Consider the following 13,916-nt stretch of genomic DNA (forward strand, 5'->3'; position numbering starts at 1 on the left):
AACGGCCGGCGGAGCCCCGGCGGGCCAGCGCGAGTGCGGGCCCGCCCGGCATCCATGGCGGAGACGGACGCCGGGGCTAGAGGCGGAACGATTCGCCCAGATAGACCCGGCGCACATCGGGATTGGCCAGCAGCGCATCCGGAGCCCCCTGCGCGAGCACGCCGCCTTCGTTGAGGATATACGCGCGGTCGCAAATGCCCAAGGTCTCGCGGACGTTGTGATCGGTGATCAGCACCCCGATGCCGCGTTCCTTGAGGTGGCGGATGATGCGCTGGATCTCCCCGACCGAGATCGGGTCGACGCCGGCGAACGGCTCGTCGAGCAGCATCAGCCGGGGGCGCGCCGCCAGCGCCCGGGCGATCTCCACCCGGCGGCGCTCGCCGCCGGAGAGGCTGGCGCCGAGCTGGTCGGCCACGTGGGCGACCTGCAGTTCGTCCAGCAGGCTCTCCAGTTCCGCCTCGCGGGCCTTGCGGTCCAGCCCCTCGCGCAGTTCCAGCACCAGGCGGATGTTGTCGGCGACGCTCAGCTTGCGGAACACCGACGGTTCCTGCGGCAGGTAGCCGACCCCGAGCCGTGCGCGCCGGTACATCGGATAGGCGGTGATGTCGTGGCCGTCGAGGACGATGCGCCCCGCGTCGGCGGGGACCAGGCCGACGATCATGTAGAAGCAGGTGGTCTTGCCGGCACCGTTGGGGCCGAGCAGGCCGACCACCTCGCCGGCCTCCAGGGTGAGCCCGAAGTCGCGCACCACCTCGCGGGTGCGGTAGCGCTTGCGCAGACCCTCCGCGACCAGCATCAGTCCTGTTCCTGCGGGGCGGGGTTGCGGGGCTCGAAGCGCATCTGCACGCGGCCGGCGTTCTCGCCGCCGCTCTCCACGCGCCCGGTCTGCATGTTGTAGACGATGCGCTCGCTCTTCATCGAGCCGCGCGGCTGCTCGACGTAGGCTCCGCCGGTCAGGGTCACGATCTCGGTGCGCATGTCGTAGTCGATCCTGCTGGCGCGCGCGGTCATCGGCGCGCCGTCGTCCAGCTCCTGCCGCATCACCGCCGGCGTGCCCGTCAGCACGGCGCGGGAGATGTCGCCGTCGCGGGTATGGATGTCGGCGCGATCGGCGCGGATGTCCAGCGTGCCCTGGGTGATCACCACCCCCTGCGACAGCACCGTCGGCGCACTGTCGTCGAACACGCCCTCGTGCCTGCCGGCATCGATGTCCATGGGCTGGTTGCGGTCGGACTTGCGCGCCTCGGCCGCCGGGGGCGTCAGCGCCAGGGCGGCGGCAAGGGCCAGCAGTGCACTAGCGGCGCGTGGGGACATAGCGTTGCTTCACTTCCGAGTTGAAGGAGTACCGCTTGCTGGACAGGTCGACTTCCATGCCGCGGCCCTCGATTGTAGAACCGGGCTGGGTCACGGTCACCCGCTCGTCGCTGCGCGCGATGTTGCGCTCGGGATACAGGACCATCCGTTCGGTGGTCATCGTCACCGGGCGGGCGTCGTCCGCGGGGCCGGTCACCCGGACGTCGCCGCGCAGCTGCAGTTCGTCGTGGTCGGCGGTCACCAGCCCGGTCCGCGCGCGCGCCTCCCAGTAGTCGCCCTCGCGGTCGGGCACCAGGAACAGCGGGGTCTCGATGGCGATGGTGCGGTCCTGGGGATGCTGCTCGAGCAGCGGCGCCCGCAGGGTGAACGATTCGTTGCCCTCGCCGCTGAGCGCTGTGAGCTCGAAGTCGCGAAGCACGTAGTCGGAACGGGTGTCGTCGGCGGCCGCGCGCACCGGTTCGGCGCGCTGGCGCCAGGCCGACCAGCCGGAAACGATCGCCGCGACCAGCAGCGTCAGGGTGAGGGCGGTGCGCCAGTTCACGGGGCCGGCTCCGCGGCCAGCAAAGCATCGATCCGGCCCTGGGCGGCCAGCAGCAGATCGCACAGCTCGCGCGCCGCACCCTCGCCGCCGCGGGCGGCGGTGCGCCAGTGCGCGTGCGCGGCGGTCCAGGCGTGGGCGTTGGCGGGCGCCACCGCCAGCCCGGCGGCGCGCATCGGTGCCAGGTCGGGCAGGTCGTCGCCCATGAAGGCGACTTCTTCGCGCCCCAGCCCGAGGCGGGCGCGGATCTCGTCGAGCCTGGCGAGCTTGTCGCCGACCGCGCAATGCGCCTCCGCGCCGAGCTCGGCGGCGCGGCGCTCCACCGCGGGGCTGGCGCGCGCGGTGACCAGGGCGACCGCGATCCCGGCGCGGCGCAACAGCGCCAAGCCCTGGCCGTCGTGGACGTGGAAGGCCTTCATCTCGCGGCCGTCGGCGTCGAACAGCAGCCTGCCATCGGTGAGCGTGCCGTCGACGTCGAAGCACGCCAGCCGGATCCTCGCGGCGCGGGCGAGCAGGTCGTCGGGATAGTCGGCGCGGACGGTCATCGGTCGGGGATCTGCCTCGGGCGGGGAATCGGCGCGGTGCCGCCCATCAGACGACGCGGGCACGCAACAGGTCGTGAATGTTGAGCGCGCCGACCACGCGCCGCTCGCTGTCGACCACCAGCAGCGCGTTGATCTTGTGGGTCTCCATCAGGCGCGCGGCCTCGACCGCGAGGGCGTCCGCGTCGATGGTGACCGGGGTGCGGGTCATGATCTCGACGATACGGGTGGCGCGCACGTCGATGCGCTCGTCGGCGAGCATCCGGCGCAGGTCGCCGTCGGTGAAGAGGCCGGCGAGGCGGCCCTCGCCATCGACCACGGCGGTCATGCCCAGGCGCTTGCGGCTCATCTCCAGCAGCACGTCGCCCAGGCTGGCGTCCTCGGCCACCTGCGGGATCGCGGCGCCGGTGTGCATGACGTCGGCGATGTGCAGCAGCAGGCGGCGGCCGAGCGCACCGGCCGGGTGCGAGCGGGCGAAATCGTCCGCGGTGAAGCCGCGCGCCTCCAGCAGCGCCACCGCCAGCGCGTCGCCGGCGGCGAGGGTGGCGGTGGTGCTGGCGGTGGGCGCCAGGTGGAGCGGGCAGGCCTCCTCGGCGACGCTGACGTCGAGGTGCACGTCGGCCTCGCGCGCCAGCGTGGACTGGGCGCGGCCGGTCATGGCGATCAGCGGATTGCCCTGGCGCCGCAGGACCGGCAGCAGCATCAGGATCTCGTCGGATTCGCCGGAATACGAGAGCGCCAGCACCGCGTCGGCATCGGTGATCATGCCGAGGTCGCCGTGGCCGGCTTCGCCGGGGTGCACGTAGAACGCCGGGGTGCCGGTCGAGGCCAGGGTGGCGGCGATCTTGCGGGCGATATGCCCCGACTTGCCCATGCCGGTGCAGACCACGCGTCCGCGGCAGCCGAGGATCACCCGGCAGGCGGCGCTGAAGGCGCCGTCGATGCGCCCGCCCAGGGCCTGCAGGGCGCGGGTCTCGATCTCGATCACCCGCCGGCCGCTGGCGGCGAAATCGGCGTCGGCGGCGGGGTGTACGGGGTCTGCGGCCATTTCTAAGCGCGGGCCTTTCCGTTAGGCTAAGCGGTTCATTTTATGCCTTTCGCGCCCGTGCGGCCCACGCGCTCCGGAATTCCGGGCTCGCGGCTCAGCCGGGCTTCAACCGGCGGGCCTCGAGCAGGCTGGCCTCACTCAGGAGTTTCCAGGTTGGACGCGCACGCGATCCGTCAGCTGATCGAACAGGGCATGCCCGGCGCCCGGGTCGAGGTCCAGGGCGAGGACGGGGTCCATTTCGAGGCCCTGGTGGTCTCCGAGGACTTCGCCGGCAAGCTGCCGCTGGCCCGGCACCGCATGGTCTACGCCACCCTGGGCACGCTGATGGGCGCCGAGATCCACGCGCTGGCGCTGCGTACCCTGACCCCGGCCGAGCACGCCCCGGAGGGACGGGGCTGATGCGGCCGCCGGCCGGCCGGGTGGAATCGCCCGGTCCGGGACGGCGCCCGCAGGCCTGACCGCCATGCAGAAGATCGTCGTCACCGGCGGACGCGCGCTGGAAGGGGAGGTCGCCGTCTCGGGCGCCAAGAACGCGGTGCTGCCGATCCTGTTCGCCAGCCTGCTGGCGGACGGGCCGGTCGAGATCGGCAACGTCCCCAACCTGCGCGACGTGCTCACCACCGCGCGGCTGCTGGCCGAACTCGGCGCCGGGGTACGCCACGACGTCGAGGCGGGCCGCTTCGCCATCGACCCGCGCAGCGTGCGCGACCACGTCGCGCCCTACGAGCTGGTGCGCACCATGCGCGCCTCGGTGCTGGTGCTGGGGCCCCTGCTGGCCCGGCACGGCGCCGCCGAAGTCTCGCTGCCGGGCGGCTGCGCGATCGGCTCGCGCCCGGTCGACCTGCACATCGCGGCGATGCGCGCGCTCGGCGCGGAGGTCGAGGTCGAGCACGGCTACATCAAGGCGCGGGCCGGGCGGCTGCGCGGCGCCGACATCGCCTTCGAGACGGTGAGCGTGGGCGCCACCGAGAACGCCTTGGCCGCGGCGACGCTGGCCAGCGGCACCACGGTGATCGACAACGCCGCCTGCGAGCCCGAGATCGTCGACCTGGCGGCGTGCCTGGTGGCGCTGGGCGCCGACATCGAGGGTGCGGGCACGCCGCGGATCGTGGTGCGCGGCGTGGATCGCCTGGGCGGCGGGGCGCACGACGTGCTGCCGGATCGCATCGAGACCGGCACCTTCCTGGTGGCCGCGGCGATGACCGGCGGCTGCGTGACCGCGACCCGCGCGCGCGCCGACACCCTGGTCGCGGTGCTGGAAAAACTGCAGGAGGCGGGGGTCTCGATCGAGGTCGACGGCGACCGCATCCGCGCCGACATGCGCGGCCGGCGCCCGCGCGCGGTGGACGTGGTCACCGCACCGCATCCGGGCTTTCCCACCGACATGCAGGCGCAGCTGATGGCGATGAACTGCATCGCCGAGGGCCGCGCCACCATCGACGAGACGATCTTCGAAAACCGCTTCATGCACGTCAACGAGCTGCTGCGGCTGGGCGCCGACATCGCGGTGGACGGTGCGCGCGCCACGGTCGCCGGCGTCGCCCGCCTGAGCGGCGCGCCGGTGATGGCCACCGACCTGCGCGCCTCCGCATCGCTGGTGCTGGCCGGGCTGGTCGCCGAGGGCGAGACCAGCATCGACCGGATCTATCACCTCGACCGCGGCTACGAGCGCCTGGAGCGCAAACTGTCGGCGCTGGGCGCCGACATCCGCCGGGTCGACTGAGCCTACCGGATCGACTGCAGCTGCAGGTCGATGTGGTCGCGGCCGCGGCGCTGCTGCAGGATTCGCGCCGGCACCGGCATGCCCTCGACGATCCAGGCCGTGATCCGGCGGCTGCCGCTCTCGCGGACCACCTTGGTGGCCTCGTGCGAGCGGCCGCCCACGGTCACGGTCTCCTTGCCCTCGACGCGGAAGTTCTGCTCCCTGGCGCGGCCGTCCTCCACCAGGCGGTATTCCAGCGGCTTGCCGGCGGCCACGTCGCGGACCACCGCCAGGTTCATCAGCATGCCGTCCATGTCGCCGGGGCGCAGCGGCACCGGGCCGGCCTCGTCCTCTTCGACGTCGCCGCTCCAGCGTGCCTCGCCCTTGTCCCAGTCGTAGGTCGCCTCGACGGTGCGTTTCTTGATCAGCATCGCCGCCAGCCCCGACTCGCCGGCCTGCGAATCGGTGCTGCTCACCGGGCGCCAGCGGCCGTCGTGCTCCTCGAAGGTGGTGCTCTGGGAGAGGCGCGCGCCCATGCCGGTGACGTCGAGGCTGTAGCGCCAGCGTCCCGGGCCGGCGGCCTGCAGGGTCATCTTGCCGTCGCCCTGCATGCCCATGTAGCTGGCCTGGTATTCGGCCGAGAACGGCTCCACCGCCCAGCTGGCGGCACTGGCCAGGCCGAGGGCGGCGGTCAGCGCCAGGCGCCGGACGAACTTTCCGGGCGCCGCGGAGAAGTGCTTGCTCATGGTCATTCGGTTCCTTGGTATTCGATCAGGCGCAGGTCGACGTCGTCGCCCTCCGCGTCGCGTTTCAGGATGCGGATCGGCGTGGGCACGCCGCTGGCCACCCACACCAGCGTCTCATCGTCGTCATCGTCGACCCGTGAAACGCGCAGCGCGCTGTAGCTGAGGTCGCCCACTTCGACGATCTCCGGCTCCTCGGCGACCCGGTAGACGTGATCGCGCGCGCGTCCGTTGTCGACGAAGCGGTAGTTCAGGGTGACGCCGGGTTCGGCGTCGCGGATGATCGCCAGGTTGATCAGCAGCGCGCTCAGGTCTCCTTCGCGCAGCGGCACCGGGTTGCGTCGGCGCTTGCTGACGTCGCCGCTCCATTGCGCCGTGCCGGCGTCCCAGTCGTAGACGCCGTCGATCTCCCGGCCGAAGAACAGCGCCTTGCGCACGGTGCGCTGGGTGAGCGGGCGGAAGCGCCCGCCGTCGTCGGCGACGTCGAACACGGTGCTCTGGCCCATGTTGAGCCGCGCCAGCCCCAACAGCCCGTGGCGGCCGCGGATGTCCAGCTCCACTTCCCAGCGCGTACCGTCGAGGTGCGCGACCCGCATGGTGGCATCGCCGGCGTGCCGGCCCTCGTACCACGCGTCGTACGTGGCGAGGAACGGCTCCAGTGCCGCGGCGCGCCCCTGGGGCAGCCACGCCAGCAGCAGGGTCGCGAGGGCGAGGGAAAGGGATCTCATCGGTGCCCCATCATGCAAAGCGGTTGTTGGCTGGCAGCTGAAGCGGTGCGGCCAGTTCGCCGCCGTCCAGATGAACCCGTCGTTCATGCAGGGCGATCCGTCCCGCCGCGAGCAGCCGGACCGTCTCCACCAGCAGCGGGTGCTCGCGCGCCAGCACCCGCGCGCCGAGCGCCGTGGCGTCGTCCCCGGCGAGCACCGGCACGCGCGCCTGCGCGATCACCGGGCCGCCATCCAGGTCGGCGGTCACGAAGTGCACGCTGGCGCCGTGCTCGCGCGCGCCCGCCTCGAGCGCGCGCCGGTGCGTGTGCAGGCCCTTGAAGGCGGGCAGCAGCGAGGGGTGGATGTTGACCAGCGCACCGGCACGCGCCTCCACCGGCGCCGCGTCGAGCAGGCGCATGTACCCGGCGCAGACCACCAGGTCGGGCGCGGCGGCGTCGATGCGGGCGAACAGTTCGCGGTCGAAGTCGGCGCGCGAGGCGAACGCGCGTGGCGCCAGCGCCAGCGCCGGAATGCCGGCGGCCCGGGCGCGTTCCAGCGCGCCGGCGTCGGCGCGGTCGGAGAACACGCCGCTCAGGGTCGCGCGGAGGGTCCCCGCCGCGATCGCGTCGATCAGCGCCTGCAGGTTGCTGCCGCGCCCCGAGGCGAGCACGGCGATGCGATACGGCCGGGTCGCCGGGGCCGGGGGGGAAGGCGCTGACAAGCCGGCTTCAGCCGATGCGGACCCGGCCACGGCCGCCCGCGGGCACCACGGTGCCGATCCGCCAGTGCGCCAGCGCGGCGGCATCGAGCGCCGCCCCGACTTCGGCCAGACGGTCGGCGGCCACCACCAGCACGAAACCGATGCCGCAGTTGAAGGTGCGCCACATCTCCTCGCGCGCCACCGCGCCCTCGCGCTGCAGCCACTCGAACACCGGCGGCAGCGGCCAGGCCGACGCCTCGATCTCCAGGCCGAGCGCTTCGGGAATCACCCTGACGATGTTCTCGCTCAGGCCGCCGCCGGTGATGTGCGCCATGGCATGGACCGCGCCGCCCGCCTCTTCGGCCAGCAGCGCCAGGACCGGCTTGACGTAGATCGTGGTGGGCGCCATCAGCGCGTCGATCAGCCGGGTGCCGCCCAGATCCAGCTCGCCCGGACGCCCGGCCCTGTCGAAGATCCGCCGCACCAGCGAATAGCCATTGGAATGGGGGCCGCTGGAGGCGATGCCGAACAGCACGTCGCCGGCGCGCACCCGGCTGCCGTCGAGCAGCGCCGACTTTTCCACCGCACCCACGCCGAAGCCGGCCAGGTCGTATTCGCCGGGCGCGTACATGTCGGGCATCTCGGCGGTCTCGCCGCCGATCAGCGCGCAGCCGGCGAGCTCGCACCCCCGCGCGATCCCGCCGACGACCGCCGCTGCGGTGTCGACCTCGAGCCGGCCGGTGGCGAAGTAATCGAGGAAGAACAGCGGTTCGGCGCCCTGCACCAGGATGTCGTTCACGCACATCGCCACCAGGTCGATGCCGATGCTGTCGTGGCGGTCGAGCTGCTGGGCGAGCTTGAGCTTGGTGCCGACCCCGTCGGTGCCCGATACCAGCACCGGTTCGCGGTAGCGGCCGGACAGGTCGAAGAGCGCGCCGAAACCGCCCAGCCCACCCATCACCCCGGGGCGCAGCGTGCGCCGGACCAGGGGTTTGATCCTCTCGACGAAGGCATTGCCGGCATCGATGTCGACGCCGGCGTCGCGGTAGGTCAGGGGGGTGGGTGCGGTCACGGCGGCGGGCGGTCGGGAGCGAGCGCGGATTCTAGCAGGGGGTGACCGAGCCGGCCGCGGCGCCCCCGGCCCGCCGGCGCCGGAAACCGGAACGGCCGCCGGCTTTGTGGCACCATTCCGCCGTTGTCGCCGCATGAAGGACGAGGAATGCCGCAAGCGAAACGGGTAGCGGGGTGGTCCGGCTGGCTGCTGTTGGGCTGGCTGGTGCTCGCCGGGCAGGCGCTCGCCCAGCGCGTGGAGGGCGACACCGCGCGCGCCAGCGGGATGTACGAGGCCGAGGTGGCGGTCAAGGGCCAGCAGGAGGCCGAGCGCAGGACCGGTTTCGCCCGTGCGCTGGCGCAGGTGCTCGGCAAGATTTCGGGCGACCGCGCCGCCGCCAGCCGCCCCGGCGTCTCCCAGGAACTCCGCCGCGCCGAGAGCTACGTCGAGCACTACGATTACCGCCAGGACGAGGGCGTGGCCGCCAGCGGCGCGCCGACGTTCCAGACCACGCTGGTGGTCCGTTTCGACGAGGAGGCGGTCGAGGCGGTGGCGAGCGCGCTCGGTTTGCCGGTCTGGCCCGAACCGCGGCCCAAGCCGGTGCTGTGGCTGGCGATCGACGACGGCAACGGTGCGCGCCTGGTCAACCTCAACCAGAACAACGTGGTGCGCTCGATCCTCGACCGCGCCCGCCAGCGCGGCTACCAGCTCGGCCTGCCGCGCGGCAGCGCCGCCGAGCAGGCCGCGGTCGGCGCGATCTGGCGCGGCGACAGCGCCGCGGTGGCGCGGCTGTCGGCCCGCTACCGCCCGCCCATGCAGCTGATCGGCAAGCTCTACCGCCACCAGGGTGGCTGGAAGGCGGACTGGGCCTTCGTCGACGACGGCCGGGTGCTCTCGCAATGGTCGAGCGAGGACGGCAACGCGCGGCTGGCGATGGCCGCGGGAGCCGATGGCGCGGCCGACGCCCTGGTCAAGCGCTACGCGCGCACCGTGGAGACGGGCCCGGCGGGGCGTTACCGGGTGCTGTTCGCCGGCATCGACAGCAGCGACGACTTCGTCCGCCTGACCGGGCACCTGCAGGGCCTCTCCGTGGTCCGCGCCATCACCCCGGTGCGGGCGACCGCCGACGGCCTGGAACTCGAGCTGGAGCTGCTGACCGGGCTGTCCGGGTTCCGCCGCCTGGCCGGCGAAGACGTGCTGATCGAGGTCGAGACGCCGCTCGACACCGGCACTCCGATCTTCCGCCTGGTGCGATAGGCGGCACGCCATGACCGATCGCGCCAACGACGAGATCGCGCTGTTCCTCAAGCGCCTGCAGTGGGGCCTGGTGCTGGCGGTGGTGTTCTGGCTGCTGTGGGCGCTGGGTCCGATCCTGACCCCGTTCGTGCTGGCCGCGCTGCTCGGCTGGCTGGGCGATCCGCTGGTCGACCGGATCGAGCGCCGCGGCCGGTCGCGCACCGTGGCGGTGACCCTCGTGTTCCTGATGATGGTGCTGCTGCTGGTGCTGGCGCTGCTGATCCTGGTGCCGATGGTGGAGTCGCAGATCGTCACCCTGATCGACAGCCTGCCGACCTACCGCGAGTGGTTCCTGCAGACGGCGATGCCATGGGTGGAGCGGCGGACGGGCATTTCGATCTCCACCTGGCTCGACCCGCAGCAGCTGATCGACCTGGTTCGCGACCACTGGGAGCAGGCCGGCGGCATCGCCGCCACCTTCTTCGGCTACGTGCAGCGCTCCGGGTTCGCGTTCATCGCCTGGATCGTCAACCTGGTGCTGTTGCCGATCCTGACGTTCTATTTCCTGCGCGACTGGGACAAGCTGGTGGAGCGGATGGCGGCGCTGGTGCCGCGAGATCATCTGGACACGGTGACGCGGCTGGCGCGCGAATCCAACGATGTGCTCGGCGGCTTCCTGCGCGGCCAGTTCATGGTGATGCTGGCGCAGGGCGCGTTCTACGCCATCGGCCTGCAGGTGATCGGCCTGCGGCTGGGAATCCTGGTCGGCCTGATCGCCGGCCTGATCAGCTTCGTGCCCTATCTGGGCGCCACGGTCGGCGCGGTGCTCATGCTCCTGGCTGCGGTGGTGCAGGTGCAGGGCATCGACTGGCAGCTGCTGATCCTCGGCGGCGTGGTGTTCACCGCCGGCCAGCTGCTGGAGAGCTACGTGCTCACGCCGCGGCTGGTGGGCGACCGCATCGGCCTGCATCCGGTGGCGGTGATCTTCGCGGTGATGGCGGGCGGCCAGCTGTTCGGCTTCCTGGGCATGCTGCTGGCGCTGCCGGTGGCGGCGATCGCCAACGTGATGATCAGCTTCGCCCAGGAGCGATACTGCAAGAGCCGGCTGTATTCGGGGGAGCCCGCGGGGCTGGTCATCGGCGAGCGGGTGACGCATGCCGATGGCGTGCGCCACGAGCCGCCGCCGGCGTGAGCGACGCCCGGCACGCCTCCGGCGGCGGCGCGCAGCTGCCGCTGGCGTTGCGCTGCCCGCCGGACCAGCGCTTCGAGGCCTTCCTCGCCGCGCCGGCGGGCCTGTTGCAGCACCTGCGCGCGCTGGCCACGGTGCCCGGGACCGAATGGTGCCACCTGTCCGGCGCCGCCGCCGCCGGCAAGACCCACCTGGCGTTGGCGACCTGCGCGGAAGTCGAAGCGCACGGGCGGCGGGCGGCGTTCCTGCCGCTGGCCAGCGCGCGCGGCAGGCTCGGCGATGCGCTGCAGTCGCTGCACGACTACGACCTGATCGCCCTGGATGCGCTGGAGACGGTCGCTGGCGACCGCGACGACGAGGTGGCGCTGTTCGACTTCCACAATCGGGCGCGCGCCGCCGGCAAGGCGGTGCTCTACACCGCGCAGGGGTTGCCCGCCGAGCTGCCGCTGGCGTTGCCCGACCTGCGTTCGCGCCTGTCCCAGTGCGTGCGCTTCGCGCTCGCGCCGCTCGACGACGATGGGCGGCGCGCGGTGCTGCAGCTGCGTGCGCAGCGCCGCGGCCTCGGTCTCGACGATGCAGCGCTGGACTGGCTGCTGCGGCGGGTCGGGCGCGACCTGGCGACGCTGACGGGGCTGCTCGACCGTCTCGACCGTGCATCGCTGGCGGCGCAGCGGCGGCTGACCGTGCCGTTCCTGCGCCAGGTGTTGGACGAGGATGCGGACGCGGCCGGCCGAAGCTGACCGCGGGCGGACGCGCTCAGTCTTCCGCCAGGCTCGCGTCCAGTTCCGCCAGGCGCTGCGGGGTGCCGACATCGGTCCAGCGGCCCGGGTGGCGTTCCCCCGTCACCTGGCCCTCGGCCATCGCCGCGCGCAGCAGCGGCGCCAGCCGGAAGCGCGGCGGCTCGGCCTCCGCCCCGGGGGCGGCACCGATGACCCGGCGCCAGTCGTCGAACAGCGAGGCCCGGTACATGCCGATGCCGGCGAAGGTCAGCCGCTGCGGCCCGTCGCCGTGCACGTCGCCGTCCGCGGTGAGGTGGAAATCGCCGTGGGGGTTGTGCAGCGGGTTGTCGATCAGCACGAGATGCGCGTCGCCGGCCGGCCGCTCCGGGAGCCTGGCGAAATCGAAATCGGTCCAGATGTCGCCGTTGACGGCGATGAAGGGCTCGTTGCCCAGCAGCGGCAGCGCATGCCAGAGGCCGCCGCCCGTCTCCAGCGGAGTGTCGCCTTCGTGGGAGTAGCGGATCCGCAGGCCCCACGCGGCGCCGTCGCCGAGCGTCCGGGGAAATTGCCGGGCCAGCCACGAGGTGTTGATCACCACCTCGCGCACCCCGGCCGCGGCCAGCCGCTCCAGGTGCCATGCGATCAACGGCTTGCCGCCGGCGGCAAGCAGCGGCTTCGGGGTGTGCTCGGTCAGCGGGCGCATGCGTTCGCCGAGGCCGGCGGCGAAGATCAGCGCCCTCACGGCGAGGTCCGCCGTGGCGGACCGGCGCGTGGTCCGCGGCAGGCGGCGGCCGCGGGCACGTCCCGCTCCGCTGCGGTGCGCAGTGGGCTGGCCGCCGGCTGAACCGGGTGGTTGGTGTTCTCCATGCGTCTCTCCGGCGGACCGGCCTGCTGCGGGCCACAGGGTAAACTGCCGGGCCTGCCGCAGGCGAGAAGACGATGAGCGAACTCCAGGTGGTGCTGCTCTCCGGAGGTTCGGGCACGCGGTTGTGGCCGCTGTCGCGCGAGGCCTATCCCAAGCAGTTCCTGCCGTTGGCCGGCGAGGCGACGATGCTGCAGGACACCTGGCTGCGGGTGCGGGAGCTGTCGGCGGCGCCGCCGGTGGTGGTCGCCAACGAGGAGCACAGGTTCCTGGCCGCCGAACAGCTGCGCCAGGTGGGCGTGGAGGGCGCGGCGATCGTGCTCGAGCCCGCCGGGCGCAATACCGCGCCGGCGATCGCCGCGGCGGCGCTGCAGGCCACGGCCGGGGGCGCGGACCCGCTGTTGCTGGTGCTGCCGTCCGACCACGTGGTGCGCGACGCCGCCGCGTTTCGCAGTGCGGTGCGCGAAGCGATCCCCGCGGCGCAGGGCGGTGCGCTGGTCACGTTCGGGATCGTTGCGGCGACGCCGGAAACCGGTTTCGGCTACATCCAGGCGGCCCCGGGGGCTGGAGTTCGTGCGGTCCTGCGCTTCGTCGAGAAGCCCGATGCGGCCACCGCGCGCGGCTACGTCGACAGCGGCGACTACTACTGGAACAGCGGCATGTTCCTGTTCCGCGCATCGCGCTACCTGGAGGAATTGGGCCGCTTCAATCCGGACATCGTCGAGGCGGTCCGGCGTGCCTCCGAGGGAGCGAGCCGCGACGGCGATTTCGTACGGCTGGAGCGCGAGGCGTTCGCGGCGTCGCCGGCAGATTCGATCGACTACGCGGTGATGGAACGCACCGACCGGGCGATGGTGCTGGCGGTGGAGATCGGCTGGAACGATGTCGGCTCATGGTCGGCGCTGTGGCAGGTGAGCGAACAGGACGCCGACGGCAACGCGCACCACGGCGACGTGATCGCGGTGGATACGCGCAACAGCTATGCGTACGCGCGCCGGCTGGTGGCGCTGGTCGGGGTCGACGACCTGGTGGTGGTGGAAACCGACGATGCGGTGCTGGTGGCGCGCAAGGATCGGGTCCAGCAGGTCAAGGAGGTGGTGGCGCGTTTGAAGTCGGACCAGCGCAGCCATGCGGTGCTGCACCGCGAGGTGCACCGGCCCTGGGGCAGCTACGATTCGATCGATGCCGACGAGGGGTTCCAGGTGAAGCGGATCAAGGTGAAGCCGGGCGGCAGGTTGTCGCTGCAGTCGCATCGCCATCGCGCGGAGCACTGGATCGTGGTGCGCGGCACGGCGCGGGTGACGCGCGACAACGACGTGTTCGAGCTGCACGCCAACCAGTCCACCTACATTCCGCTTGGGGCGAAGCACCGGCTGGAGAATCCGGGGACCGAGGTACTGGAGCTGATCGAGGTGCAGTCCGGCGGCTACCTGGGCGAGGACGACATCGTCCGCTACGAGGACGTGTACGGGCGTTCGTAGGGCTGGTTTCGCTGGCGGCAGCCGTTTGCGGGCGGACCGGCACGGCGCCCGGTGCGCGCGGCCGTGGAGTTCGCGGGCGGGCCG

General features: G+C 72.4%; 16 protein-coding genes. 6 read left to right on the forward strand and 10 right to left on the reverse strand.

What is annotated here, in order from left to right:
• Nucleotides 1-76: 76 nt before the first annotated feature.
• From lptB to QFW77_RS13555, 5 genes are read right to left on the reverse strand one after another with little or no spacing between them, the layout of a single operon-like run.
• Nucleotides 77-796, reverse strand: a complete 720-nt coding sequence (gene lptB, locus QFW77_RS13535; RefSeq protein ID WP_280575298.1) for an LPS export ABC transporter ATP-binding protein — start codon at nucleotides 794-796, stop codon at nucleotides 77-79.
• Complete coding sequence (gene lptA, locus QFW77_RS13540) at nucleotides 796-1,314, reverse strand: lipopolysaccharide transport periplasmic protein LptA (RefSeq protein ID WP_280575299.1); 519 nt, start codon at nucleotides 1,312-1,314, stop codon at nucleotides 796-798. The genes lptB and lptA overlap by 1 nt, the downstream gene beginning before the upstream one ends.
• Nucleotides 1,295-1,855 carry an LPS export ABC transporter periplasmic protein LptC gene (gene lptC / locus QFW77_RS13545; RefSeq protein WP_280575300.1) on the reverse strand — a complete coding sequence of 187 codons (561 nt, stop codon included), beginning with the start codon at nucleotides 1,853-1,855 and terminating at the stop codon, nucleotides 1,295-1,297. Before lptC ends, lptA begins: the two co-directional genes overlap by 20 nt.
• Complete coding sequence (locus QFW77_RS13550) at nucleotides 1,852-2,397, reverse strand: KdsC family phosphatase (RefSeq protein ID WP_280575301.1); 546 nt, start codon at nucleotides 2,395-2,397, stop codon at nucleotides 1,852-1,854. The genes lptC and QFW77_RS13550 overlap by 4 nt, the downstream gene beginning before the upstream one ends.
• A 46-nt stretch (nucleotides 2,398-2,443) precedes the next feature.
• On the reverse strand, nucleotides 2,444-3,442 hold the full coding sequence (locus QFW77_RS13555; protein WP_280575302.1) for a KpsF/GutQ family sugar-phosphate isomerase: 999 nt from the start codon (nucleotides 3,440-3,442) through the stop codon (nucleotides 2,444-2,446).
• A 153-nt stretch (nucleotides 3,443-3,595) separates the two neighbouring features.
• Here QFW77_RS13555 and QFW77_RS13560 point away from each other — a divergent pair, with 153 nt between their 5' ends.
• Both QFW77_RS13560 and murA read left to right on the forward strand, forming a co-directional pair.
• A complete protein-coding gene (locus QFW77_RS13560) occupies nucleotides 3,596-3,841 on the forward strand; it encodes a BolA family protein (protein ID WP_280575303.1) in 246 nt (81 codons plus the stop codon).
• Between the two features lie 64 nt (nucleotides 3,842-3,905).
• Nucleotides 3,906-5,165 (forward strand): UDP-N-acetylglucosamine 1-carboxyvinyltransferase, encoded by a 1,260-nt coding sequence (gene murA / locus QFW77_RS13565; RefSeq protein WP_280575304.1) that lies wholly within the window; start codon nucleotides 3,906-3,908, stop codon nucleotides 5,163-5,165.
• Between the two features lie 2 nt (nucleotides 5,166-5,167).
• Here the strand turns inward: murA and QFW77_RS13570 are convergent, their stop codons facing one another.
• Genes QFW77_RS13570 through purM form a run of 4 tightly spaced genes read right to left on the reverse strand, consistent with a single transcriptional unit; the run spans nucleotide 5,168 to nucleotide 8,396 of the window.
• Complete coding sequence (locus tag QFW77_RS13570) at nucleotides 5,168-5,890, reverse strand: DUF3108 domain-containing protein (protein WP_280575305.1); 723 nt, start codon at nucleotides 5,888-5,890, stop codon at nucleotides 5,168-5,170.
• Nucleotides 5,891-5,892: 2 nt separating this feature from the next.
• Nucleotides 5,893-6,615, reverse strand: coding sequence for a DUF3108 domain-containing protein (locus tag QFW77_RS13575; protein ID WP_280575306.1), 723 nt, complete (start codon nucleotides 6,613-6,615; stop codon nucleotides 5,893-5,895).
• A 10-nt stretch (nucleotides 6,616-6,625) separates the two neighbouring features.
• On the reverse strand, nucleotides 6,626-7,315 hold the full coding sequence (purN, locus tag QFW77_RS13580) for a phosphoribosylglycinamide formyltransferase (protein ID WP_280575307.1): 690 nt from the start codon (nucleotides 7,313-7,315) through the stop codon (nucleotides 6,626-6,628).
• 7 nt (nucleotides 7,316-7,322) lie between these two features.
• Nucleotides 7,323-8,396 (reverse strand): phosphoribosylformylglycinamidine cyclo-ligase, encoded by a 1,074-nt coding sequence (gene purM, locus QFW77_RS13585; RefSeq protein WP_425603349.1) that lies wholly within the window; start codon nucleotides 8,394-8,396, stop codon nucleotides 7,323-7,325.
• A gap of 234 nt (nucleotides 8,397-8,630) precedes the next feature.
• Between purM and QFW77_RS13590 the strand changes: the two genes are divergently transcribed.
• Genes QFW77_RS13590 through hda form a run of 3 tightly spaced genes read left to right on the forward strand, consistent with a single transcriptional unit; the run spans nucleotide 8,631 to nucleotide 11,510 of the window.
• Nucleotides 8,631-9,602 (forward strand): DUF2066 domain-containing protein, encoded by a 972-nt coding sequence (locus tag QFW77_RS13590; RefSeq protein WP_425603351.1) that lies wholly within the window; start codon nucleotides 8,631-8,633, stop codon nucleotides 9,600-9,602.
• A gap of 10 nt (nucleotides 9,603-9,612) precedes the next feature.
• Nucleotides 9,613-10,773, forward strand: coding sequence for an AI-2E family transporter (locus QFW77_RS13595; RefSeq protein WP_280575309.1), 1,161 nt, complete (start codon nucleotides 9,613-9,615; stop codon nucleotides 10,771-10,773).
• On the forward strand, nucleotides 10,770-11,510 hold the full coding sequence (gene hda / locus QFW77_RS13600; RefSeq protein ID WP_280575310.1) for a DnaA regulatory inactivator Hda: 741 nt from the start codon (nucleotides 10,770-10,772) through the stop codon (nucleotides 11,508-11,510). The genes QFW77_RS13595 and hda overlap by 4 nt, the downstream gene beginning before the upstream one ends.
• Nucleotides 11,511-11,526: 16 nt before the next feature.
• Here hda and murU read toward each other — a convergent pair whose 3' ends face one another.
• On the reverse strand, nucleotides 11,527-12,231 hold the full coding sequence (murU, locus tag QFW77_RS13605; protein ID WP_280575311.1) for an N-acetylmuramate alpha-1-phosphate uridylyltransferase MurU: 705 nt from the start codon (nucleotides 12,229-12,231) through the stop codon (nucleotides 11,527-11,529).
• Between the two features lie 197 nt (nucleotides 12,232-12,428).
• On the opposite strand from murU, the gene QFW77_RS13610 reads away from it, so the two are divergent.
• The gene (locus tag QFW77_RS13610) at nucleotides 12,429-13,832 is read left to right on the forward strand and encodes a mannose-1-phosphate guanylyltransferase/mannose-6-phosphate isomerase (RefSeq protein ID WP_280575312.1); all 1,404 of its coding nucleotides are present in this window, start codon (nucleotides 12,429-12,431) and stop codon (nucleotides 13,830-13,832) included.
• Nucleotides 13,833-13,916 lie beyond the last annotated feature (84 nt).

Source organism: Luteimonas endophytica, from assembly GCF_029887875.1.
GTDB classification, from domain to species: domain Bacteria; phylum Pseudomonadota; class Gammaproteobacteria; order Xanthomonadales; family Xanthomonadaceae; genus Luteimonas; species Luteimonas endophytica.

Bases quoted from the DNA above. Each gene is read 5' to 3' on its own strand.
- lptB (WP_280575298.1), bottom strand. From the start codon at position 796: ATGCTGGTCGCGGAGGGTCTGCGCAAGCGCTACCGCACCCGCGAGGTG.
- lptA (WP_280575299.1), bottom strand. From the start codon at position 1,314: ATGTCCCCACGCGCCGCTAGTGCACTGCTGGCCCTTGCCGCCGCCCTG.
- QFW77_RS13550 (WP_280575301.1), bottom strand. From the start codon at position 2,397: ATGACCGTCCGCGCCGACTATCCCGACGACCTGCTCGCCCGCGCCGCG.
- QFW77_RS13555 (WP_280575302.1), bottom strand. From the start codon at position 3,442: ATGGCCGCAGACCCCGTACACCCCGCCGCCGACGCCGATTTCGCCGCC.
- murA (WP_280575304.1), top strand. From the start codon at position 3,906: ATGCAGAAGATCGTCGTCACCGGCGGACGCGCGCTGGAAGGGGAGGTC.
- QFW77_RS13570 (WP_280575305.1), bottom strand. From the start codon at position 5,890: ATGAGCAAGCACTTCTCCGCGGCGCCCGGAAAGTTCGTCCGGCGCCTG.
- QFW77_RS13575 (WP_280575306.1), bottom strand. From the start codon at position 6,615: ATGAGATCCCTTTCCCTCGCCCTCGCGACCCTGCTGCTGGCGTGGCTG.
- QFW77_RS13590 (WP_425603351.1), top strand. From the start codon at position 8,631: ATGTACGAGGCCGAGGTGGCGGTCAAGGGCCAGCAGGAGGCCGAGCGC.
- QFW77_RS13595 (WP_280575309.1), top strand. From the start codon at position 9,613: ATGACCGATCGCGCCAACGACGAGATCGCGCTGTTCCTCAAGCGCCTG.
- QFW77_RS13610 (WP_280575312.1), top strand. From the start codon at position 12,429: ATGAGCGAACTCCAGGTGGTGCTGCTCTCCGGAGGTTCGGGCACGCGG.